This window comes from Olsenella uli, from assembly GCF_901212675.1.
Classification (GTDB): Bacteria; Actinomycetota; Coriobacteriia; order Coriobacteriales; family Atopobiaceae; genus Parolsenella; species Parolsenella uli_B.
Genome location: NZ_CAAKOQ010000019.1, coordinates 1 through 21164 on the forward strand (window position 1 = coordinate 1; position 21164 = coordinate 21164).

Below are 21164 nucleotides of genomic sequence, written 5' to 3' on the forward strand. Positions count from 1 at the left end.
GCTTCTCATAGCGGGAGCCATCGGAGGCAAGGTAGATGACGGACTCGCCGCCCTTCGGCGCCTTCATCTTCTTCTCGGCGACGAGCTCGCGGCGCTCCGCGCGGATACGCTCCAGCAGGATGCTTGCCGGCTCGTCGCTGGGGTCTTGCGGTACGAGCTTGCCCTCGACGGCCATCTGCAATATCGAATTCTTGAGGTCCTTGGCCTTCATCTATGCATCAATCCCCAGGATCTCGCAAATCTGCGCGAGCTTGGCATTTATCTGCTCATCGAGTTCGCGACGACGCGAGCGGTATTGCGCGATGAGCTCGTCGGGCGGAAGCACCTCTTCCTCCTCGTGCGGGTAACCGCACAGATCGAGGTTATAGCCGCCTTCCTTGAGCTCCTCTGGCGGGTAGAACCTCGCTTTGGGGTTGCCGTCCTTGATGATCTCTTCGCGATTCCCCCACCATGCACGTACCGGTTCGAAGTGCTCGGTGCGAATGGGCTTCGTCTTCGAGAAATGCTTATAGCCCTCGGGCATGTCCATGCGGTAGAACCACACGCCTTCGGACTTGCCTGCGTTGTCGAAGAAGAGCACGTTCGTGGTGATGGGGGTATATGGCGCGAACACACTCTGCGGCAGCCTCAGAACGGTATGGAGGTTGAATTCCTCAACGAGGCGGCACTTAATCTCGGTCTTCGCGCCGTCAGCCCCGAACAGGAACCCGTCCGGAATGATGACGGCGGCTCGGCCTCCTTTTTTGAGACGGTATAGGATGAGGGCAAGAAAGAGGTCGGCCGTCTCGGAGCTGCGCAGAGCTGTGGGGAAGTTGTTTTGTATACTCGCCTGCTCGGAGCCCCCGTAGGGCGGATTCATGAGCACGACGTCGAACTGGCCATCAGCCCTGTGCTTCCACTCACGCACGTCCGATTCGAGCGAGTTGGCGTGAAACACCTGCGGGTTATCAATGTCGTGCAGGAGCATGTTGGTAACGCAGAGCAGATAGGGCAGCTGTTTTTTCTCGATGCCGTATATCGACCTAGAGTAGAGCTCTCGGTCCGCCGGCGTCTTCACTTGTGCGTCAAGGAGCTTGAGCGCACTCGTGAGGAATCCACCCGTGCCGCACGCGAAGTCGGCGACCCTCTCGCCGAGCTTTGGTGCGAGCATTTCCGCCATGAAGTCAGTCACCGCACGCGGCGTGTAGAACTCGCCGGCGTTGCCTGCCGACTGGAGATCCTTGAGGATGGTCTCGTAGATCTCGCCGAAGGCATGGCGCTCCTTGTACTCGGTGAAGTCGACAGCCTCGTCTATCGCGTTGATGACCTGACGGAGCAGCACGCCGTCCTTCATATAGTTGTTCGCATCGGTAAAGGCAGCCTTAACGATGGCGTGCTTGAGTGGCGCCTCGGGCTCGAGGTCGAGGCCCTGAAGCGTCTTGAACAAGTCGTTGTTCACGAAGTCGAGCAGTTCTGGCCCGGTGAGCGCCTTCCCATCCTTGTTGTCGTGGGCCCAGGTATGCCAGCGCAGGCGTTCCGGGATTATGGACTCGTAGTCATCGTCATGGAACTCCCACTCCTCCTCCTTGGCGTCGTAGATCTTGAGGAAGAAGAGCCATGTCATCTGCTCGATGCGCTGCGCATCGCCGTTGATGCCCGCGTCCTTGCGCATGATGTTCTGCAGGGTTTTGACCAGCGTTCCGAGTGCCATTCGTCTGTGGTTCCTTTCCTATGCCGCGTAGATGGCGTCTTCAAGCGCCTGCACGGCGCGGATGTATTGCTGTTTGCCGCCAAATGCGCGGACGATTTTCATGGGGCTTCCGAACCTCCTGAACTCTTCGAGGTCGAGCACGCGCGTGTCGTCGAGGTCGACGAGGTTCGAGGTCGCGTACTTCTCGAGCAGCGTTTCCAGCACCTCGCGGGCAACGCCGGCGTAGTCGTAAAGGTAGCCTCTCTTTTTCACATTGTTGGCGCGCTCGGATCGGGTGAGCGGCTTCTGATCGTAGGCTATGTGGCAGATGAGGTCGAAGTCGCTCATTTGGTCCTGGCCCGACTCTTGTCTGAGTTCTTCGAGGAAGACGCCCCTCTCCTCCAGCTCGTCGATGATGGCCTGTTTTCTGTCCTCCGCCTTCCAGGCAACGAGGAAGCGGTCGAGGGTGTCGTACTCTCCGAGAATGTTCTTCTTTGTGTAGCCCTTGAGGCTCTCCGTCACGAGCTCCCCGGTGGTCGAGTAATACTCGACGCGTTCGGAGACGACGCGGACCTCGACCCCGTGGACGTAGTATTTTATCCGCTTCTTCTCGGGGTCATCTGCATCATCCGGCCACGTAGGCGGCTCCGGGTTCGGGGTTACGTCCGGCGGGGAATCGGGCATGTCTGGGCTTGGGTCCATGGGACCGTCCGGTGCGGGCTCGTAGACCTGTGCGGGCTCCCCGTCGAACGAAGGATCCACGAAGAGACGCGAGGCGTCACGGAAGTCCAGGATGGTGAAATAGAGCTTCCCGTAGGGCTCGTAGATTCGTGTGCCACGACCGATGATTTGCTTGAACTCGGTCATGCCCTGCTCGCCGAAGAGGTTGTCGAGCACGATGACCTTGCACGTCTTGCAGTTGACGCCGGTAGTGAGGAGTTTCGACGTGGTGACGACCGTGGGGTACTTTTCGTCGGGGTCCATGAAGTTGTCGAGCTGCGCCTTACCCTCGGCTGAGTCCCCGGTGATTCGCATGACGTAGGTGGGATGCTCCTTGGCAATGTCGCTGTTCTCGTTCACGAACGCCTGCCTCATGCGCTCGGCGTGGTCGATGTCTACGCAGAACACGATGGTCTTGGCGTAGCGGTCCGTTTCCCTGAGGAACTGGGTAACCTTGCGGGCGACCGCCTCCGTACGCTCACGGATGACGAGCTCGCGGTCGAAGTCCTGCTTCTCGTAGACGCGATCAGCAACCGCCTCGCCATTGTCGTCAACGGTGCCGGCCTCAGGGCGCCACCCATAAACGTCGATGTTGAGTTTGGGGCGAATGACCTTGTAGGGCGCAAGGAATCCGTCCTCGATGCCCTGCTTGAGCGAGTAAGTGTAGACAGGATCACCAAAGTAATCGATGTTGGAGACGTCCTTAGTCTCCTTGGGTGTGGCGGTCATGCCAATCTGAATCGCCTCGTTGAAGTACGTGAGAATCTTGCGCCATGCTGAGTCAGCTGCAGCGCTACCGCGGTGGCACTCGTCCACTATGATGAGGTCGAAGAACTCTCGATCGAACTCCCGGAAGATCTCCTCGCCGTTCTCGCCGACAAGCTGCTGGTAGAGGGCAAAGTAGACCTGGTAGGCGGAGTCGAGCTTCCGACCCGTTACCTTTGTGGTCACCTTTTCCAGCGGCTTGAAGTCACCCGTGATGGTCTGGTCGACGAGCACGTTGCGGTCCGCAAGGTAGAGCACCTTGTTGACCTCGCCCGACTCGCGTAGGCGATGGACGATCTGAAACGCTGTGAAGGTCTTGCCCGTGCCAGTAGCCATAACGAGAAGGATGCGGTCTTTGCCACGCGCAACGGCCTCGAGCGTGCGGTTCACGGCGATGCGCTGGTAGTAGCGAGGGCTGTTTCCGCCATACTCTCGATAGTAAGGCGTTGTAACGACCTGTTCGGGATATTCGCCCTCCAAGCCACGCCCCGCACGGTAGCGAGCCCAGAGCTCGGCAGGGGTAGGAAACTCATCCATCCCCAGCGGCCTCTCCTTACCGGTGCAGAAATCATGCTCGATGAAGCCCTTGCCGTTCGTGCTGTACGCGAAGGGGACATCGAGCGCCTGCGCATAACCTATGGCCTGCTGGAGCCCCGCGCCGATGCTGTGCTCGGTATCCTTGGCCTCGACGACAGCGAGTGGAAGGTCGGGGGCGTACATGAGTAGGTAATCGGCCTTCTTCGGTTTCTTTCGCGACGTGAAGTGACCGCGAACGACAATCTCACCGTCAGTGAAGTAGTACTCGGTGAATATCTGGCTCTTGAAGTCCCAACTCCTCTTTAGGGCGGGGTCGATGAACTTGAGGCGGGTATCCGACTCGTTCACTTCGTCCTCCTCACTGCCTCATCGGCAAGCATCGAGGTTATGAAGGCGCTCACGGTCTTGCAGTCTCGCGCAGCCATATCGGCCACGGCCTTCTTGAGCTCCGGGGTCACCGCGAAGATGATCCTCTCGGACTTCTTGCCGAGCAGCAACTCCTGACGACACTCTTGTTCGTCCACCGTGGACCGCCCCCGTCTTCTCATGCATACAACTTATATAAGTTTACAACACTGCCCAGGAGGTCTTATGAAAACACGGGGTAGAAATGCCGGAGTAAAGGAGGCCCCATTCAGGATGAATGGGGCCATCGCTTACGCGTACAGTGAGGTCATCTCGCCCTCCGCCTGCCAGAAGGTGAGGCCGTCGAAGAGCGGCGCCTCGAGGAACGCCTCGACGCACTCCGCCATGGTGTGCGCGCGGTGGGTCCAGATGTAGTCCTCGGGGTCGGGCGCCCAGCGGTCCATGTGGGCGAACCAGGTGCCGTCGGGCTCGGTGGAGCCCTCGACGAAGTAGGTGCGCCCGCGGAAGCTGAACGTCTGCTCCATGCCGTAGGTGAGGTCGTCGATGAACTCCTGCGGTGAACGGTCTCTCATCAGAGCCTCACTCCCTTGAAGAACTTCTTGTACTTCTCGAGCTCCTCCGGGGTGATGGGGCGCGTGGTGCGCCCGAAGTCCCGGGTGTACTCGTGGACGTGGAAGACCTTGTCCGCCTTCGGGTCGATCTTCGGCTCGTGGTGCCAGCCGATCTCGAAGGTGAGGTAGTGGTCCTTGTCGTACTCCCGATACTGCTTGAAGACGCCGTTCCTGTCGAGCAGGACGTAGGCCCCGCTCGAGTGGGCCTCCTCGGGGAGCTTGAGCGAGCCGGAGAGCGGCCTGAGGACCTTGACGCCCTCGATCTTGTCCACGGTCTCGAACTTGTACGCGACGTTGTTCCCCGCCGCGAAGGTGCCGCGTCCGCCCATGCTAGCGCGCCGCCTTGCGGGAGCCGAGGTAGTCGACCTCGATAACATCGCCGCGCATGCCGGGGACGGGCTTGCCGAGGCAGATGACCGTCTCGGGCCGCACCTGCTCGAGCATGGCGTCGTACCCGCGCAGAAACCGCATGCGGCCGGTGCGGCACCCGAGCGTGCTCACCGCGACAACGGAGCCCTCATCGACGCCGGCAAAGCAGAAGTCGAAGGTAGGCGCAAGTCCCCACCCCATCGTGGGGACGACGGTAAGCCCGTGCCCCTGCCAGTACGCCCCGCACCAGCGACTCTTGCCCACCGACTCGATCTGTCGCCAGAGTGGCATCTCCGGGAAGAGCGAGTAGTCCGGGGTGAGCGCGAAGCGGTACTGGGAGTACTTGGCGAGCCTGCGCTCCGGATGGCGGTAGGCGTCCTCGAAGCGGGCGTCGTCCACGAAGTGGTGGACGCCCCTCCAAGCGTTCTTATGGTCGTTGGGGCGCGTGTCGGTGCACGCGATGAGGCCGACGGGGCGGGAGAGGTCGACGGGCTGTTTGCGGACGACGGGGATGTCCCAACGTCCCTCCTGGCGGTAACCGTTGCGCAGGAAGAGCGGGTCGCTGCGATATGCCGCCTTCGGCTTGGGGGTGTGACGGGTGTTTCCCTCGCGTTGAGGGGTAAGGGTGATGGTCGGATGCTCCAAGGCATCCTCCTTTCAAATCTGAAATGTAAGGAATCGCGAACAGCGAGTTCTACAGATTCGAAAGGGCGTACAATTCGTCTTGTCTAGGGAGTGGATGTACGCCGCTTTCGTGAGGGGATCGTTGCTATGGCGGCGGTGCCCTCGTCTTTTCCATGCCGTTGTCTACAGGCTGAACGTCTTTGCCCACATGGCCCCCTTCCCCCTGACTGCCTTGAGCTGCGTGCTGGCCGCCGTGATGGTGACGTTGTAGAGCTCGCAGATCTCCTCGGGTTCGAGACGGATGATCTTATCGGCCGGCATGAGCAAGGCACCGCCAAAGGCATTAGCCTGCCACTCCGAACTTCGGTAGGCGGGGATCGACTTCGTCGCCTGCTTGCGGGCGAGCGCTATAGGGATGTTGTTGTGCACGAGCAGGTGGCCCGTCTCGTGGGCCACAGTCATGCGCGCCAAGGGCTGCCCGTCGACGGCGGTGTCGTAGACGTCCTGCCGGAGTCTGATGAGATGCCTGCTCGGATAGGTCTCGCCCAACTTTTCGCCGAGTTCGCGCGGCCGGAGCACCTGCAGCTCGAAGTCCTCGTAGATCTCTGGCAGGACAAGCTCCACAAACCGCATGATGGGAAATGGGCCGACCCCCTTGTACCCCGAGATCTGATGGACGAGGTGCGCCAGGCGCGTCAAGTCCTCTCTGCTGTGCGGCGGAACCTCGTAGCCGTAGTCGTGGGTCATTTCATAGTTAATCTTCCTCAAGGATCCCCCTAATGCTCTTCTTCTGCTCGTCGCTGAGGGTGGCGAACTTGCGGGCGAACGCGACGGCGAGCCGCTGGTCCTGGTTCGGCAGGCCCTTGATTTGCAGCTCGACCTCATCCCTAGAGCGGTCGTAGGCGTCTCGGAGCTCGGCCGCCTGCTTTTGGCTCAGTTCGTACGTGCCGATGACCCGCTCCAAGAAGCCCTTGCCGGGCTTGCGCCTCCCCGCCTCGATGGACGAGAGCGTGGAGGAGGCGAGGCCGAGGCGATCGGCCATCTGCTTCATGAGCTCGTCGTTATCCACCCTTAGTTTCCTCAGGAACTTGCCAAGTTCGGTTGCCATGCTGTCTCCTTTCGCGCTGAGCCGAGTTTACACCATCTTGTAAACTTAAACCACAGATTGAGATAATTCCTTCTCCGATTTTGTAATACCGCTCACGGCATGGGCCACGACCCGAAAGGGCAAGGGTTCCATTGCTTATCGCCCAGTCACGTATCCGCATATGACAGCCGGTTTGACAATATGTTCATCGGCTGACGAGCGCGGGATCGCCCCCTAAAAGGAGGAAGCCCCCTCTTGCTTGGCCGCGGGTTAGCATCTGACCGGCTTGGAGAATGCCCGCAACGGTAATCGTTGCGGGCATTTTTCTTACCCGCCCGGACGTTGGAGGTCCAGACGTGGAGGGTGAGCAGGATGGCAAGCCGGAGGAGGCCCAGGCGGAGCAGGGGCAGCAGGGCGAGCCGACGCAGCCGCAGGGGCGGCAGGCGCAGCAGGTAGAGAAGCCGGACTACGAGCCCCTGCTCGACCGGCAGGACGCGCGGATCCGCGAGCTGGAGTCGCAGGTGGCGGAGGCCGCCAAGTCCCGGGAGGCCGCGGACAAGCTGGCGGCGGAGATCGAGCGCCTTCGCGCGGAGGCCGCCGAGGAGCGCACGGGCTACGAGCTGAGACTCGCAGGAGCGCGCAACGTGACGGCCGCGCGGGCACTGCTCGCCGAGCACGGCGGCGACGTGGCCGAGCTGAAGGGCGCGAAACCGTGGCTGTTCGCCTCCGAGCCGCCCGCCGGCGGCACCACGGGCCTGGAGCCCGCGGGCACCGCGGCCAAGGCCGAGCAGCAGACCATGAGCCGCTAGCGAGCAATCGCCGGCCTGGATGACGAGGAGTAACCCCCTATGGCCAACAAGATCGACTACGCCAAGAGCTACACCACCATCCTGGACGAGGTGTACCAGCGCGAGGCCTGCTCGACGGTGCTGAACTCGCCGAAGCGCCTGGCCCGCGCGGGGCGCAACGCCAAGGAGATCATGGTGCCGAAGGTGAGCGTGAGCGGCCTTGGCAACTACACGAGGAACGTGGGCTACAAGACAGGCTCCATCGACTTCTCCTACGAGACGAAGGCCTTCAACTACGACCGCGGCATCCGCCTCATGGCCGACGTGATGGACGCGGAGGAGGCCGGCGTGATGGACTGCTTCGTGCAGGCCGGCGCCGAGCTGCAGCGCACGCAGGTGGCCCCGGAGGCCGACGCGTTCACGTTCGCGCAGATCGCCGGCCACGCCGGGGTGACGGTGGACTCGGGCGACCTCTCGGCCGCCGAGGCCGGGGACGTCCTCAAGGCGCTGCGCGACGTGACGAACGAGATGGACGAGGCGCAGGTCTCGACCGGATCGCGTTACCTCTTCATAACGCCGACGCTCACAGGCGTGATGGACGACTACTCGCTCGCGAACCCCGCGCGCTCGAACCGCGTGCTGGAGCGTTTCGCCAAGGTGATGGAGGTACCGCAGGTGCGCTTCTACACGGCGGTGACGCTGAACTCGGGCGACGCGAGCTTCGGGTGCGCGAAGGCCGCCGCGGGCAGGGAGCTTAACTTCCTCGTGGTGGAGAGGTCGGCCGTCATCAAGTACGGCAAGCACGTGGCGAGCCGCGCCTTCTCCCCGGACGAGCTGGAGTCGCTCGACAGCTACATGATGAAGTACCGCAAGTACGGCATCGTGGAGCTCTTCGACAACAAGCTGGCGGGCGTGCGCGCATCGGCGAGGCCCGTCGCGGGCGCGTAGGGGCGCGGCCGTGGCGCTGGGCATGAGAGTCTCTTCTCCCTCGGCGAGGTGGACGCGGGCGTCAGCCTGGGCTTCGACGACTACTCGCTCGTGAGCTTCGTTGTGCAGCGGTAGATGAGGTATACAACCGTATCCGTGCTACATTTGTCGCAAAATATTGTTACAATTCTCACATGAAAGCAATAGACGCCCTCAAAATACTCGCAGGCCTTATGGCCTCGCAGCGCGGGTTCGTCACAACCGCGCAAGCTGAGCGCGCCGGCGTGAGCCGGCAGGCGCTCGCGAGGCTCGAGGGAAGCGGCCATATCGAGCGCGTCATGCCCGCCGTGTACCGCTCGTGCGCCGCCCCCTCTACCCGGGAGGAGCGGGTGTACGCGGCCTGGCTCATCCTTGACCGCACGAAGTACGCCTGGGAGCGAACCCGCGACGAGAACGATGCCGTCGCGAGCCATGCCACGGCTGCCTGGCTCATGGGCCTCGGCGAGCTGAACCCGGAACCCCTCACCTTCACATCGGTCGAGCGCAAGCAGGTCAGGCGGTGCGGCATCCGCACCGTGAAGAGCCGCCTCCAGGCCCAGGACGTCATTTTGGTCAACAGCATCCCCACCACCTCGCCCGAGAGGACCGTGCTCGACCTCCTGCGGGACGGGGAGGACGAGAGCCTCGTCGCAAACGTCCTAAGGGACTTCGCTTCAGGCGGCACCACCCCCATATCGCAGGCTTTCCGGCGGCGTGTTGACGGTATGGCCACCAGGTACGGCCACCCCGCCGGCTATCCCTTGTTCGACGCCATGATTATGGAAGGAGCCCGCGCATGAGCTACAAGTCGCCCGCGGAATTCGACAGGGCTCTCAAAAAGGCCGTGCGCAAAGCCGGCGGGGACCCGGGCGAGGACTACCGCCAAGCGCTGAGGGACCGCTTCCTCTGCCGCGTGTTCTCGGACCCTGACGCCCGCTACATCCTCAAGGGTGGTTCGGGCCTCCTTGCGCGCATCCCGGGCGCACGGAGCACGCGCGACATCGACTTCGCGGCACGGCCCAGCGTATCCGCCGAGGCGGCCCTCAGTGAGATGAAGACCCTCGCTGCCAGGGACCTCGGTGACTTCTGCCGCTTCGAGCTAACGAGGCACGAGGAGTCGCTGGACGAGAACGGGTACTCGAGGCTCCTGAAGCTTCGGTTCGCTACATACGTGGGTGATCAGGAGAAGGACCCCATCCTCATCGACCTGTCGCTCGACTGCGACCCGCTGTTCGCTCCCGAGCGCACGCAGCCCCTCAACAGGATCGAGATTGAGGGCGTGCCGAGCTGCGAGTACCTGCTCTACCCGCTTCCCGACCAGCTCGCCGACAAGCTCTGCGCGGTCATGGAACGGCAGCCGGGCGGATGGCCGTCCTCGCGTATGAAAGACCTGGCGGACATCGTCTTCTACGCGACCGGAAGGTGTTTCGATCTTAGGGAACTCGCCTTGGCAGTTCGCACTGAGTGCCGCAAGCGAGGCATGGAGGTTCCCGAGTCGTTCAGCGCGCCGGAGGAATGGCGGGCACGGTTTGCACCGTTCGCCGCTAAGAACCGGGTCCCCGCTCGCTATAGGGGCTTCGACGAGGCAATCGAACTTGCTGGTAGGTTCTACGCCCCCGCGCTCGCGGGCAAGGGCGACATGACCTGGAATCCAAAGGCTCTTGCATGGGAGTCTGCCGAAGAGGCCGCCTCATGATTGCGCCAGATTGGAACGAGGTCTTCCGCCAACCCGAGGAGGCCCTTACAGGCGGGAAGCGCCTGCCCAAGACGATGCTCGCACAGCAAGCGGAGCTCACGCGGCAGGAGCGAAAGACGCTTGAGCTCGTCTCGCGCATGGAGCACTGGGCGACGGTGCAGAAGTCCACGACGAGGATCCTGCCGCACGTGGACACCGAGCGCGATATCCGGGGCATCATCTTTTTGCGGGTGGAGCTGTCGGGCGGCGCGGCGTACGCCGAGGTGTCGCGCCTCCTGCACAAGAGCTTCCCGAACCTTACGGTGGCGCTCTGCGAGGGAAGCGTGGGCGTAGCCATCTCGGTCGCCATCACGAGGGGGAGTCTCGCCGAGTGGGGAGCCACGGTGGTGAAGTCCGCGGACGCGACGGGCGCGTTCGACCCCGCCGACGGCGCCTGGGCGGGCCTACGGCTGCGACGACAAGCGTCCGGCAAGCGTGTTCACGCCGGCCTTCGAGAGTGACGGCCTCAGGGAGTGGGTCCTCTCCCTTCTGGACGGCTACGCGGTGATGACCCACCTCTACGGCGACGAGGGCTATGAGGCATCGATGACCGGAAGACGTACTTCGAGGTCTCCGTACCGGTGCTCAGGGAGCCGCTCTGGATCGACTACGAGGAGGGCGAGCGCCTCACGATCTTCTACCGCGGCTGGCGCTCCCACTTCGAGTGGTACGTTAACGACCTCCAGTGGTTCGAGCGGATGGTCGGGCGCTTCCTCGCCGGGAACGTCGCCGGCCTCGGGCTCAAAGACCTTGATGGCAACCGGATAGAGGACTGACCCCGCTTCACAAGGATGCCCACAAGAACGGCGGACGCGAGGCCGCCGTTCCTCTTTTCGGGACCCGTGCCCGGTTCACGGCTATTCAATGGTGCGGCAGGCTGGAGGGACCCTTAGAAGTCCCGTAGGCCGGCCGCGCCGTTGGAAAGTCTCGGGCGCGTTTGGGACCGAATACTGACGGGGTGGTTTTGCATATCAGGGATTAACCGACCGCTTCGTGGTAGGCATAAACCTAGGCATAAATTATCCCGTTTGGAGCATTCTGAAGAGTTGCGGACTATTTGGCATAATTACCTCATTCAACACTATTTACCTGCAGAATTGATGGCTTCTGTTTCGTTGCGCTTTAAACCGTTATGAGGCCCCAGTTAGCTCGGAGCTAATGCCGCGAACTTGCACGCTGCGTAGGATTGGCTTGCGCCGGCCGCCGTGTGCCGGCAAGGGACAAGGGGAAGGAACCCAATCGTGGAGAAGCAGAAAAAGAGCGCCCTACTCGCCATCGCGCTCGTGCTGGGCGTGGCGTATGTCATCTACTCGCTGTGGTACTGGTACGGCGGCGGCGCGCTGGGGCAGGTCGGTGCCGACTCCGCGTCACAAGCCGGTGCGGGACTTGCCGCGATGCTCATCATGCCGCACCTCGCGCTGACGCTGCTTGCCGTCGTGTTCAACGCGTTGGGGCTGCTCATGGGCAAGCGCGGCTTTGCCCTCACGGCCGGAATCCTCTACGCGGTGGCCATAGTGCTCTTTCCCGCGTACTTCTTCTTCGTCATCGTCCAGATGATCCTCTGCTTCGTAGCCTTTGCCCGCATGCGCGGCCAGCAGGGCACGAGGTAGAGGGACAGGGGGCCGTCAAGCGGCCACGAAGGATCACGACGCAAGAAGACAGAGCGTAGAGGGCGAGCGTGAGGTCAGGCGCAAAGGCCGAGCAGGCTCGCGGCACAGGAAGACGGAGGCCAGGCGGCACAGCCAAGAAAGACTCGGGTTAAGGAAAGAGGACGGCGCGCAGAGCCGTGTCGGGCAAGGGCAAAGGCCGCCCGTCCCAAACTTGATGGGACGGGCGGCCTTGCTGGCATGCGAGCACGGAACGACGACTCGGGAAAGCCCTAGAACAGGCCCGTGATGTTGCCGTCGTCGTCGACGTCGATGTTCTCGGCGGCGGGAACGCGCGGAAGGCCGGGCATCGTCATGATGGCGCCGGTCTTCGCCACCACGAAGCCCGCACCCGCACTCACCGTGAGCTCGCGCACCGTGATGCGGAAGCCCTCGGGCGCACCGAGCACCTTGGCGTCGTCGGTGAAGGAGTACTGCGTCTTTGCCACGCAGACGGGCAGGCTGCCAAAGCCGTCCGCCTCGATCTGGGCCAGCTGACGGGCAGCCTGGGGCGTGAGGTCAACCCCATCGGCGTGATAGACCTTGGTCGCGATGGCATCGAGCGCCTGGCGGACGGGCACGTCGTCGGCGTAGGCCTGACGGAACTCGGCCGGGCGCTCGAGCAGGTGCAGCACCTCGCTCGCAAGCGCCTCGCCGCCCTCGCCGCCCTTGGCCCACACCTCGGACAGGCGCACGTTCACGCCAAGCGACGCGCACTTCTCCTCGACGAGCGAGAGCTCGGCCGGGGTGTCGGTGGGGAAGCGGTTGAGCGCCACCACGCACGGCAGCCCAAAGACGTCCTGCATGTTGTTGACGTGGCGCAGCAGGTTGGGGATGCCGGCCTCGAGCGCCTCGAGGTTCTCCTCGCCAAGTGCCGCCTTGGGCGCACCACCGTTGTACTTGAGCGCACGCACCGTGGCCACCACGACAACCGCGTCAGGCTTGAAGCCGGCCATGCGGCTCGTGATGTCGCAGAACTTCTCCGCACCGAGGTCTGCGCCAAAGCCAGCCTCGGTGATGGCGACGTCGCCGTAGTGCATGGCCATGCGCGTGGCCATCACGGAGTTGCAGCCGTGCGCGATGTTGGCGAAGGGGCCGCCGTGCACGAAGGCGGGCGTGCCCTCGAGCGTCTGCACCAGATTGGGCTTGAGCGCGTCCTTGAGCAGGGCTGCCATGGCGCCTGCCGCGTGCAGGTCTCCCGCCGTGACGGGGCGCTTGTCAAAGGTGTGTGCCACGACCATGCGGGCGAGGCGCTCCTTGAGGTCGCGGATGCTCGTGGCGAGGCAGAGCACCGCCATGACCTCGGAGGCGACCGTGATGTCGAAGCCGTCCTCGCGGGTGGTGCCGTCGGCAACGCCGCCAAGGCCCACCACCACGCGTCGAAGCACGCGGTCGTTCATGTCGACGCAGCGCTTCCACGTGATGCGCTTGGGGTCGATCCCCAGCTTGTTGCCCTGCTTGATGTGGTTGTCGAGCATGGCGGCCAACAGGTTGTTGGCCGCGCCGATGGCGTGGAAGTCGCCGGTGAAGTGCAGGTTGATGTCCTCCATGGGGATGACCTGCGCGTAGCCGCCGCCCGCGGCGCCGCCCTTGATGCCAAACACGGGGCCCAGGGAGGGCTCGCGCAGCGCCACGACGGCCTTCGTGCCCAGGCGGCGCAGCGCGTCGGCAAGGCCGATGGTCGTGGTGGTCTTGCCCTCGCCCGCGGGCGTGGGGTTGATGGCGGTCACGAGTACGAGCTTGGAGGGGTGCTCGGGCTCCTCGCGCAGGACGTTGTAGTCGACCTTTGCCTTGTCGCGGCCGTAGGGGACGAGCCGCTCCTCGGAGATGCCGAGGCCTGCGGCAACCTCGGTGATGGGCTTGGGCGTCGCCGCCTGCGCGATCTCGATGTCGGTGGGCATGGGTTACTCCTCTCCACGCTCGGCGGAGATGGCCCGCTCGAGCTCCTGATACTCTTCCGGGACGCGGCCAAGCTCGGACCCGAAGGCGGTCGAGATGGCGCGCGCCTGCTCGCGGCGCACGTTGGCGAGCGCGTCGTTGCCGGCCGCCTCGTAGGCATACCCCAGGCGAAGCAGCGCATAGCTGACATAGCCCGCGACGGAGTCCGCGATGCCGGAGAGCTCCATCATCGACACGAGCGACTCCGGCGCAAGCGAGAGCGCCGTAGCCCCGTCGAGGTCGATGAGCCTGCCGACCGCGTTCTCGACCTCGTCGATGGCCTCGCCGTTGGCCTCGAGCACCGCCGGGCGAAGCCAGCGGGCAAGCACGTCGCCAAAGCGGCGCACGACCTCGAGCACATAGTCCTTCTGCAGCATGCGCGTCCTCCTCCGCTTGCGAGCGTCTCGCTCCGGCCCGTCCATTGTGACGCAACCCGCATTCCCCAGCCCGGGTAAACCGCAAGGCCACCCGGGTCCTCCGTCACGCACTCGGCGGGGGCGTGAGGCCGAGGTGCTCGAACGCGGCCGCCGTCGCCTGCCTGCCCTGGGGCGTGCGCACGATGAGGCCGCACTGCAGGAGGTACGGCTCTACACGTCCTCGATGGTGGAGGGGTCCTCCCCCACCGAACTCGCGATGGTGGTGAGTCCCACGGGCCTCCCGCGGAACGTGGCCGCGAGCGCCGTCAGAATCTTGGTGTCCATCCAGTCGAGGCCCAGCTCGTCGATCTCGAAGAAGCTCATGGCCTCGGCCGCCACCGCCGTGGTGATGGCTCCCTCCGCACGCACCTGCGCATAGTCTCGTACGCGCTTGAGCAGGCGGTTTGCGAGACGTGGCGTGCCACGGCTGCGGCTTGCCACCTCAAGCGCGGCGTCATGGTCGATCCCGACGCCGAGGATGCCCGCCGAGCGCTCCACGATCTGGGCCAGCTCCTCGACCGAGTAGTAGTCGAGCCTGAAGGAGATGCCGAAGCGGTCGCGCAGAGGCCCCGTGAGCAGGCCCGTGCGCGTGGTGGCCCCGATGAGCGTGAAGCGCGGCACGTCGAGCCTGATGGAGCGCGCGGCCGGCCCCTTGCCAATCACGATGTCGAGGAAGAAGTCCTCCATCGCCGGGTAGAGGACCTCTTCGATGGCATGGTTGAGACGGTGGATCTCGTCGATGAAGAAGACGTCTCCGGGCTCGAGGTTGGTGAGGATGGCCGCGAGGTCGCCCGTGCGCTCGATGGCCGGGCCGCTCGTGGTGTGGATCTTCGAGCCCATCTCGTTTGCCACCACCGTGGCGAGCGTGGTCTTGCCAAGGCCGGGAGGGCCCGAGAAGATCACGTGGTCGAGCGGCTCGTGGCGGCTCTTTGCGGCCTCGATGAGCACGCGCAGGTTCTGCCGCACGCGCTGCTGGCCGCAGTACTCGTCGAGCGTGGTGGGACGAAGCGTGCGGTCGACCTCCAAGTCGTCGGAGGTGAGCGCCGCCGTCACTTGGCGCGGAGCCTGCGTGTCGTGCGCGGGCGCGCCGTCAAAGAGGTCCTTCGAGGGGTCTGCCTCCCACATCACGACCTCCTCCCCAGGCGCTTGAGCGCGTAGGCGAGCGCGGCCTTGACGCTCGTGGCGCCGGTCTCCTCATGACCCTCGAGGGCCAGCGAGGCCTCCTCGCCCGTGAAGCCCATGGCAAGCAGCGCCTCCGTGACGTCTGCCTCCACCCCGCCGGCTCCCGCCGCGCCCGTGGCGGCACCCGCACCCGTCGGCACGGCAGCCGTGAGCGAGGCCAGGCCCGCAAGCGTGGGGTCCTTGGCAAACACGCCCTCGAGCTCGAGCAGGAGGCGCCCGGCGAGCTTCTTGCCCACACCGGGCACCGTCGCCATCATCTGGCTGTCCTCCCCGGCGACGACGCCGGCAAGCTGGGACGGCGTGAACGTGGAGAGAACCGAGAGCGCGAGCTTGGGGCCCACGCCCGAGATGGCGCACAGCCTGTCGAAGAGGGCCCGCTCCTCGCGCGACGAGAAGCCGAAGAGCGTCATGGCGTCCTCGCGCACCTGCAGGCGGGCCAGAAGCGTCACCCCCGGCGTGCCCGAGGCCGGCAGGGACGCCGCCGTCACGGCCGAGACGCCCAGTTCGTAGCCGACACCGCCCACGTCGAGCACGACATGGGAAGCCGTGAGCTCCACCAGGGTTCCCGTGAGTTGAACGATCATGCCCAGCCCCTTCGTCTCCGGTCTTGCGCCGCCTTGGGCGGCCGTGCCTGCGGGGACCCGCCCCCTATCCGTGCCTGCGGGGACCTACTCCCCCGCCCTCCTGTCGTGCTCGCTCGACGCCGCCGCGCTCGCCCGCGCCGCCACGAGCGCCCGCGCCGCCGCGCCGCCATGCGCGGCGGAGACGAGAAACGTGCGCGACAGGTTGGCGTGGCACACGGCCGCCGCGAGGGCGTCCGCGCAGTGGTCCGGCCTGGGGTCGTGGTCGAGCGCGAGGACGTTTCTCACCATGAAGGTGACCTGGCGCTTGTCGGCCGCGCCCGTGCCAACGACGGCCTGCTTGATCTGCATGGGCGTGTAGCTGCCAACGTCGACCCCGCACTGGGCGCACGCCACGAGCGCCGCGCCCCTCGCCTGCGCCGTGAGGATGGCCGAGCGCGTGTTCTGGCCAAAGTAGATGTCCTCGATGGCCACGCTCGTGGGGCCGTAGCGCCCGATGACCTCCGAGATCTGGGAGCAGATGGTTCCCAGTCTGAGGTTGAGCGCCTCGTCCGCCTCGGTGTGGATGCAGCCGTAGGCCCGCGCGCGCATGACGGAGCCGCGCGTCTCGATGACGCCCCAGCCGGTGTTTGCCAGACCCGGGTCGATGCCGATGAGGACCATGCGCGCCTCCCTCGCGTGGGCGGGACCGAACCCCGGCCCCGAGACTACGAACGTGCGTTCTAGTCTACCATGAGAGGGGAGGTTGCGCCAGCGCGGACCTAGTTGTCCGAGAACATCCCGCTTGGCCACAGGCCGTCACCGCCGGCGGCCCCAGGGTCCTCCCCCTCGCCGGACGCCTCGGAGCGCAGGCGCCTGCCGTCAGAGAGGTCCTTGAGGTATCCCATCACCTCGGAGACGCGCTCGGGGTCGAGCGCCTCCTCCAGGGGCGACTCCTCGGCCGAGCTCGCCTCGCCCGCAAGCTCGCGCAGGGCGTCGGCGATCTCGTCGGCGCGCGGGTCGTCCGCGAGGTCTCGCCCGTGGTCCACCCAGGCATCCGTGACGGGCGAGGCGAGCTCGGCAAACGAGCATGCCGACACGATCGGGTAGCGCGGGCCCGAGCGGCGGACGGCCTCGTTGCCCTTGATGCGGGCAAGCAGCCGCCGCGCCCCCTCTGCCCCGAGCTTCCCGGCAGAGAGTCCGGCCAGCCCAAGGCCGCGCTCGACGTGCATGAGCAGCATCGCGTCGAGCTCGCCCACCCTGAGCTCGTCGGACGTGGCGACCTCCTCGAGCCCCAGCCCCTCGGGCACGCGGATGCGCGCAAGCGAGCGCGCGGGGATGACCGATGACACCATGTTGCGCCGCCGGGCCAGCCGCGCGACGTCGGAGCGGTACACGTCGCCAAAGGGGGCAAACGCGCCGGCCGTGGCCACGGGCTCACCACTCACACCCACCGCGAGCTCGGTCTTGTCGGCCGCGCTCAAGGCAAGCCTGCCCTCCGAGGCCGCCTGGGCGAACAGCCGCGCCCGCACGAGCCCGCGCCCGAGCGCCTCGGCGTCAACGTCGCCGCCCACGAGGTCTGCCGCACGCGCGAGGTCGCGCACGGAGAGCTCGTCGACGTCGCGGATGCGCAGCGCCCGCACGAGCTCGCGCGCATCCTTGAGCGCGTCTCCCTCGGCGCACACGAGCGCGCTCACGCGCAGGGGCCCCACGGCGTCGACGGCAAGCGACGCCAGGGCGGCCGTGCCAAGCCCGCCGTCCACCGCAAGCGTCACGCCCGCGAGGCCGCGCTTGTCCACCTGGTCGCGAAGCGCCAGCGAGCAGGCGTCCCACAGCATGCGCTCGCGGTCGAAGGAGGGGGCGTCGACGGGGTCTGCGAGCGGGCCCTCGCCCATGACGTCGATATCGCAGACGAGCAGGTCCTCCACGAAGGAGGGCGCCACCGCCGCAAGCTCGCCCCACGGTGCCATCACGAAGCTGCCGCCCGCGTACACCGAGTCCTCGTAGCCACCCACGGCACCGGCCGCCACCAGCCAGGAGTTGGCGTCGGAGGCGTCCTGCGTAAAGCAGCCGTCAGACACGGAGGGGGCAAGGCACGTGGCGACATCGTCGGTGCCGAACCCGTCCACCGGGATGTGGCAGACGATGTCGGCCGAGACGTCGCCCGAGGCAAACGCGTCGAGGTCGTCGAAGGTGAGGGCGAGGCCCACGTCGACGCCGCCCACCGAGATGCACGCCGGGCGGCCGAAGGGCAGCTGCGCGGGTGCGTCGGCGGACTTGGCCCGCGCCGAGTCGCCGTCCGGGACGGCCGAGCCGAGGGCCCCCAGCCAGCTCGCGAGCACCACGGGAAGCACGGTGCCGTCGCGCACGTAGGCGACGTCGACGCCGGGGTTGGCGCCCAGCCCCATCATGAACGGCACGAGGGCGGGCACGCACAGGCGCTCGGCAAGCTTGCCCAGCGCCTCGGTCACGTCGAAGACGTAGCCCTCCTGCTCGGAGAGGCCCATGGGGTCGGGACCCATGAGCGTGGGCGCCGGGTAGACGAGCAGGTCGGCCCCCGCGGCCGCCGCGCGCTCGCCGTAGAGTCCCATGGCATCGATGGTCGCGGCAAAGTCGCCGGCCCTCGTGTTCATCTGTGCGATGGCAATCCTCATGGGACCTCCTCGGACGAAAAGGCGGGCACCGGGCAAAGCGCCCGATACCCGCCTACGATAGCAGCTCGCTGAGAGCGGCACTAGGCCGTGTACTCGGCCTTCCACAGGCCGTGGAGGTTGCAGTACTCATAGACCGTCGCGTTCTCGGACGGCTTGCAGAACGTGGCCTCGGGGGCGTCGCCCGGCTTGAGGTACTTGAAGGCGACGGAGCCGTCGGCGCGCTCGAGGGCGATGAACTGGATGGAGTGCTCGTCGAGCATCGGGTGAGCGACCTCGCCGACCTTGACGACGAGCTTGTTGCCGTCGACGGACAGAGCCGGGACGTGCTTCTCGGTGGCGGCGTCGGTGGTGTTGGCCTTGAGCTCGACCATGGGCTCGCCACAGCAGGACGGGTTGCAGGCACCGTCGACGACCTTGTAGACGACCTCGCCGCACTTGGCGCACTTGAAGAACTTGAGCTCGGACATGCGTTTTCCTCTCTCTTGGCGGGACGGGCCCGCGCGGGCCGCCTCCCCGGGCGACCCAACCCTTTATCGTGTTCCCATTTGCGCGGCACCTCATGCGCGGGGCGCGGCTTCTGCGGAGCCGGACTCGCGAGGAGGGCCAGCACGCGGACGGCTGCCGTCGGCGGACGTCAATGCGCGTGGCCGCACAAATGATATTGAGATTGTAGCATTTATGACGCCGAGCGGGGTCAGTGCCAGGCCGCACACTGCGGCCCACGGGAGACAGCCAGGAGCCAGCCCGGGGATGTGACAAATCATCCGGAAAAAAAGAGTCACACGAATGGGGCGTGACGCGAAAATGTGACAAATCATCCGGAAGGAAATGTGACGGGGTGAACCGTCCAGCCGCCCGATTGGTGCCCCTCACCGACTGGGCATATCGTTGTCGTAGCGTGAATGTTGAAATATGCCATCAGCAGGATGCCATATCGCGCACACGTCGCACTGCACCTCACGCGCAGGTACGTGCCAAACCGAAAGGGGATCTTCGACCATGACCACCGCCGCTATCGTCGGCTGCACGCACGCCGGAACCTTCGCAGCCTCCCAGCTCCTCACCGCCCACCCCGACTGGACCGTCCACGTCTTCGAGCGCAACGACTCGCTGTCGTTCCTCTCCTGCGGCATCGCCCTTTGGGTGGGCGGCCACGTGAGCGACCCCAAGCGCATGTTCTACTCGAGTCCCGAGGCCCTGTCCAAGCTGGGCGCGCGCATGCACATGCGCACCGACGTCCTCGAGGTCAACGTGGCCGACAAGACCCTCAAGGCCCGCGACCTCGAGAGCGGCGAGGTCTCCAACTACACCTTCGACAAGCTGTTCGTGACCACCGGCTCCAAGCCGGTCGAGCCGCCCATCAAGGGCCTCAAGGAGTGCCTCGAGGGCGAGCAGGTGGTCTTCGCCAAGAACTGGGGCCACGGCCTCGAGATCAAGAACCGCGCCAAGACGGCCAAGGAGGTCGCGGTCATCGGCGCCGGCTACATCGGCAGCGAGCTCGCCGAGCAGTTCAGCGAGATCGGCGTGCACGCCACGCTCATCGACGGCCTGCCGCGCGTGCTGGCCAAGAACTTCGATGAGCCCATCTGCGGCGAGGTGGCCAAGGCGTTCGAGGACCACGGCGTGACGCTCGCGACGGACCAGTTCGTCCAGGAGTTCCGCCCCGACGCAGACGGTGCAGGCGTCACCGTCGTCACCACCAAGGGCGAGTGCCACGTGGAGTTCGCCATCCTGGGCGCTGGCTTCCTGCCGCGCACCGACCTGTTCGCGGGCCAGCTCAAGATGCTCAAGAACGGTGCCATCGAGACCGACGAGTACATGCGCGCCTACCTGGCCGGCCATGACGAGCCCACCAACGACGTGCTGGTGGCGGGCGACGCGGCATGCATCCGCTACAACCCCACGGGCACCTACGACTACATCCCGCTGGCCACCAACGCCGTGCGCCAGGCCATCGTGGCGGCCGCCAACGTGGAGGGCCCGGTCATCGCGAGCATGGGCACGCAGGCCACGAGCGCCGTGCAGCTCTACGACCTGTCGCTTGCCGCCACCGGCCTCACGCTGGGCGGTGCCGAGGCGCGCGGGCTCAAGCTCCGCTCCACCACGCTCGTGCAGGACTACCGCCCCGACTTCATGCTCACCACGACGCCGGTCACGGCCACGCTCGTCTGGGATCCCGAGACGCGCCTCGTGAAGGGCGCCCAGTTCCTGAGCAAGCAGCCCGACGTGGGCCAGGCCGCCAACGCCGTCTCCATCGCCATCCAAGCCGGCTTCACGATCGACCAGCTTGCCGGCGTCGACCTCCTGTTCCAGCCCAACTTCTCGCAGCCGGTCAACTACATCGGCGCCCTGGCCATGCAGGCCGTGGCCGAGCAGGGCTAGAGGCAAGGAACGACGGGGAACACCCGTCACAGGCGTCACCTGACAGGCGGCGGGCATCCATCCCAGGATGCCCGCCGCCCCTTGCATTGCGCCAACCTTCGTGTTGGCACGTAGCCGCGGCAATGGCTCGCCCTTCGGCGCAGCATCCC

General features: G+C 65.5%; 23 protein-coding genes and 1 pseudogene. 8 read left to right on the top strand and 16 right to left on the bottom strand.

Annotated elements, in window-relative coordinates; genetic code table 11:
- From EFAMC1_RS02055 to EFAMC1_RS02095, 9 genes are all read right to left on the bottom strand, one after another.
- The coding region (locus EFAMC1_RS02055) for a hypothetical protein (RefSeq protein ID WP_222838610.1) at positions 1-211 on the bottom strand (211 nt) is incomplete at its 3' end.
- A complete protein-coding gene (locus EFAMC1_RS02060) occupies positions 212-1690 on the bottom strand; it encodes a class I SAM-dependent DNA methyltransferase (RefSeq protein ID WP_154052680.1) in 1479 nt (492 codons plus the stop codon).
- Positions 1691-1708: 18 nt separating this feature from the next.
- Positions 1709-4039 (bottom strand): EcoAI/FtnUII family type I restriction enzme subunit R, encoded by a 2331-nt coding sequence (gene hsdR / locus EFAMC1_RS02065; protein WP_154052681.1) that lies wholly within the window; start codon positions 4037-4039, stop codon positions 1709-1711.
- On the bottom strand, positions 4036-4215 hold the full coding sequence (locus EFAMC1_RS02070) for a hypothetical protein (RefSeq protein ID WP_154052682.1): 180 nt from the start codon (positions 4213-4215) through the stop codon (positions 4036-4038). Before EFAMC1_RS02070 ends, hsdR begins: the two co-directional genes overlap by 4 nt.
- Before the next feature lie 132 nt (positions 4216-4347).
- Complete coding sequence (locus EFAMC1_RS02075; protein WP_154052683.1) at positions 4348-4629, bottom strand: hypothetical protein; 282 nt, start codon at positions 4627-4629, stop codon at positions 4348-4350.
- Positions 4629-4997 (bottom strand): hypothetical protein, encoded by a 369-nt coding sequence (locus EFAMC1_RS02080; protein ID WP_154052684.1) that lies wholly within the window; start codon positions 4995-4997, stop codon positions 4629-4631. Before EFAMC1_RS02080 ends, EFAMC1_RS02075 begins: the two co-directional genes overlap by 1 nt.
- 1 nt (position 4998) lies before the next feature.
- Positions 4999-5682, bottom strand: coding sequence for a DUF4417 domain-containing protein (locus tag EFAMC1_RS02085; RefSeq protein ID WP_154052685.1), 684 nt, complete (start codon positions 5680-5682; stop codon positions 4999-5001).
- Positions 5683-5844: 162 nt separating this feature from the next.
- Positions 5845-6429: an ImmA/IrrE family metallo-endopeptidase gene (locus EFAMC1_RS02090; RefSeq protein WP_187324505.1), complete on the bottom strand. Its 585-nt coding sequence runs from the start codon at positions 6427-6429 to the stop codon at positions 5845-5847.
- Positions 6416-6769, bottom strand: coding sequence for a helix-turn-helix transcriptional regulator (locus tag EFAMC1_RS02095; RefSeq protein WP_154052687.1), 354 nt, complete (start codon positions 6767-6769; stop codon positions 6416-6418). The genes EFAMC1_RS02090 and EFAMC1_RS02095 overlap by 14 nt, the downstream gene beginning before the upstream one ends.
- A gap of 335 nt (positions 6770-7104) precedes the next feature.
- On the opposite strand from EFAMC1_RS02095, the gene EFAMC1_RS02100 reads away from it, so the two are divergent.
- The 7 genes from EFAMC1_RS02100 to EFAMC1_RS02130 all read left to right on the top strand — a co-directional run bounded on the left by EFAMC1_RS02100 (position 7105) and on the right by EFAMC1_RS02130 (position 11847).
- Entirely contained in the window at positions 7105-7557 is a 453-nt protein-coding gene (locus EFAMC1_RS02100) for a hypothetical protein (RefSeq protein WP_154052688.1), read from the top strand.
- 39 nt (positions 7558-7596) lie between these two features.
- The gene (locus EFAMC1_RS02105) at positions 7597-8484 is read left to right on the top strand and encodes a hypothetical protein (RefSeq protein ID WP_154052689.1); all 888 of its coding nucleotides are present in this window, start codon (positions 7597-7599) and stop codon (positions 8482-8484) included.
- 173 nt (positions 8485-8657) lie between these two features.
- Positions 8658-9302 carry a type IV toxin-antitoxin system AbiEi family antitoxin domain-containing protein gene (locus tag EFAMC1_RS02110; protein WP_154052690.1) on the top strand — a complete coding sequence of 215 codons (645 nt, stop codon included), beginning with the start codon at positions 8658-8660 and terminating at the stop codon, positions 9300-9302.
- Positions 9299-10198 (top strand): nucleotidyl transferase AbiEii/AbiGii toxin family protein, encoded by a 900-nt coding sequence (locus tag EFAMC1_RS02115; RefSeq protein ID WP_154052691.1) that lies wholly within the window; start codon positions 9299-9301, stop codon positions 10196-10198. The genes EFAMC1_RS02110 and EFAMC1_RS02115 overlap by 4 nt, the downstream gene beginning before the upstream one ends.
- Entirely contained in the window at positions 10195-10698 is a 504-nt protein-coding gene (locus tag EFAMC1_RS02120) for a DUF4391 domain-containing protein (protein WP_187324506.1), read from the top strand. The genes EFAMC1_RS02115 and EFAMC1_RS02120 overlap by 4 nt, the downstream gene beginning before the upstream one ends.
- A gap of 120 nt (positions 10699-10818) precedes the next feature.
- Complete coding sequence (locus EFAMC1_RS02125) at positions 10819-11013, top strand: hypothetical protein (RefSeq protein WP_154052693.1); 195 nt, start codon at positions 10819-10821, stop codon at positions 11011-11013.
- Positions 11014-11478: 465 nt separating this feature from the next.
- Complete coding sequence (locus EFAMC1_RS02130; protein WP_154052694.1) at positions 11479-11847, top strand: hypothetical protein; 369 nt, start codon at positions 11479-11481, stop codon at positions 11845-11847.
- Between the two features lie 269 nt (positions 11848-12116).
- On the opposite strand, the gene EFAMC1_RS02135 is transcribed toward EFAMC1_RS02130, so the two are convergent.
- From EFAMC1_RS02135 to EFAMC1_RS02165, 7 genes and pseudogenes are all read right to left on the bottom strand, one after another.
- Positions 12117-13784: a formate--tetrahydrofolate ligase gene (locus tag EFAMC1_RS02135; RefSeq protein ID WP_154052695.1), complete on the bottom strand. Its 1668-nt coding sequence runs from the start codon at positions 13782-13784 to the stop codon at positions 12117-12119.
- Positions 13785-13787: 3 nt separating this feature from the next.
- Positions 13788-14198, bottom strand: coding sequence for a hypothetical protein (locus EFAMC1_RS02140; RefSeq protein WP_154052696.1), 411 nt, complete (start codon positions 14196-14198; stop codon positions 13788-13790).
- A gap of 103 nt (positions 14199-14301) precedes the next feature.
- Positions 14302-15362: pseudogene (gene ruvB, locus EFAMC1_RS02145) on the bottom strand (Holliday junction branch migration DNA helicase RuvB).
- Positions 15362-16003 carry a Holliday junction branch migration protein RuvA gene (gene ruvA / locus EFAMC1_RS02150; RefSeq protein ID WP_154052697.1) on the bottom strand — a complete coding sequence of 214 codons (642 nt, stop codon included), beginning with the start codon at positions 16001-16003 and terminating at the stop codon, positions 15362-15364. Before ruvA ends, ruvB begins: the two are co-directional and overlap by 1 nt.
- 84 nt (positions 16004-16087) lie before the next feature.
- Positions 16088-16663 (bottom strand): crossover junction endodeoxyribonuclease RuvC, encoded by a 576-nt coding sequence (ruvC, locus tag EFAMC1_RS02155; protein WP_154052698.1) that lies wholly within the window; start codon positions 16661-16663, stop codon positions 16088-16090.
- Between the two features lie 98 nt (positions 16664-16761).
- Complete coding sequence (locus EFAMC1_RS02160; RefSeq protein ID WP_154052699.1) at positions 16762-18633, bottom strand: hypothetical protein; 1872 nt, start codon at positions 18631-18633, stop codon at positions 16762-16764.
- 80 nt (positions 18634-18713) lie between these two features.
- The gene (locus EFAMC1_RS02165) at positions 18714-19100 is read right to left on the bottom strand and encodes a desulfoferrodoxin family protein (RefSeq protein WP_154052700.1); all 387 of its coding nucleotides are present in this window, start codon (positions 19098-19100) and stop codon (positions 18714-18716) included.
- A gap of 532 nt (positions 19101-19632) precedes the next feature.
- On the opposite strand from EFAMC1_RS02165, the gene EFAMC1_RS02170 reads away from it, so the two are divergent.
- Positions 19633-21015, top strand: coding sequence for an FAD-dependent oxidoreductase (locus EFAMC1_RS02170; RefSeq protein WP_154052701.1), 1383 nt, complete (start codon positions 19633-19635; stop codon positions 21013-21015).
- Positions 21016-21164 lie beyond the last annotated feature (149 nt).

Excerpts from the sequence above, each read along its gene's own strand:
- EFAMC1_RS02060 (WP_154052680.1), bottom strand. The coding sequence starts at position 1,690 with ATGGCACTCGGAACGCTGGTCAAAACCCTGCAGAACATCATGCGCAAG.
- EFAMC1_RS02075 (WP_154052683.1), bottom strand. The coding sequence starts at position 4,629 with ATGAGAGACCGTTCACCGCAGGAGTTCATCGACGACCTCACCTACGGC.
- EFAMC1_RS02080 (WP_154052684.1), bottom strand. The coding sequence starts at position 4,997 with ATGGGCGGACGCGGCACCTTCGCGGCGGGGAACAACGTCGCGTACAAG.
- EFAMC1_RS02095 (WP_154052687.1), bottom strand. The coding sequence starts at position 6,769 with ATGGCAACCGAACTTGGCAAGTTCCTGAGGAAACTAAGGGTGGATAAC.
- EFAMC1_RS02105 (WP_154052689.1), top strand. The coding sequence starts at position 7,597 with ATGGCCAACAAGATCGACTACGCCAAGAGCTACACCACCATCCTGGAC.
- EFAMC1_RS02110 (WP_154052690.1), top strand. The coding sequence starts at position 8,658 with ATGAAAGCAATAGACGCCCTCAAAATACTCGCAGGCCTTATGGCCTCG.
- EFAMC1_RS02115 (WP_154052691.1), top strand. The coding sequence starts at position 9,299 with ATGAGCTACAAGTCGCCCGCGGAATTCGACAGGGCTCTCAAAAAGGCC.
- EFAMC1_RS02120 (WP_187324506.1), top strand. The coding sequence starts at position 10,195 with ATGATTGCGCCAGATTGGAACGAGGTCTTCCGCCAACCCGAGGAGGCC.
- EFAMC1_RS02135 (WP_154052695.1), bottom strand. The coding sequence starts at position 13,784 with ATGCCCACCGACATCGAGATCGCGCAGGCGGCGACGCCCAAGCCCATC.
- EFAMC1_RS02140 (WP_154052696.1), bottom strand. The coding sequence starts at position 14,198 with ATGCTGCAGAAGGACTATGTGCTCGAGGTCGTGCGCCGCTTTGGCGAC.
- ruvA (WP_154052697.1), bottom strand. The coding sequence starts at position 16,003 with ATGATCGTTCAACTCACGGGAACCCTGGTGGAGCTCACGGCTTCCCAT.
- ruvC (WP_154052698.1), bottom strand. The coding sequence starts at position 16,663 with ATGGTCCTCATCGGCATCGACCCGGGTCTGGCAAACACCGGCTGGGGC.
- EFAMC1_RS02160 (WP_154052699.1), bottom strand. The coding sequence starts at position 18,633 with ATGAGGATTGCCATCGCACAGATGAACACGAGGGCCGGCGACTTTGCC.
- EFAMC1_RS02165 (WP_154052700.1), bottom strand. The coding sequence starts at position 19,100 with ATGTCCGAGCTCAAGTTCTTCAAGTGCGCCAAGTGCGGCGAGGTCGTC.
- EFAMC1_RS02170 (WP_154052701.1), top strand. The coding sequence starts at position 19,633 with ATGACCACCGCCGCTATCGTCGGCTGCACGCACGCCGGAACCTTCGCA.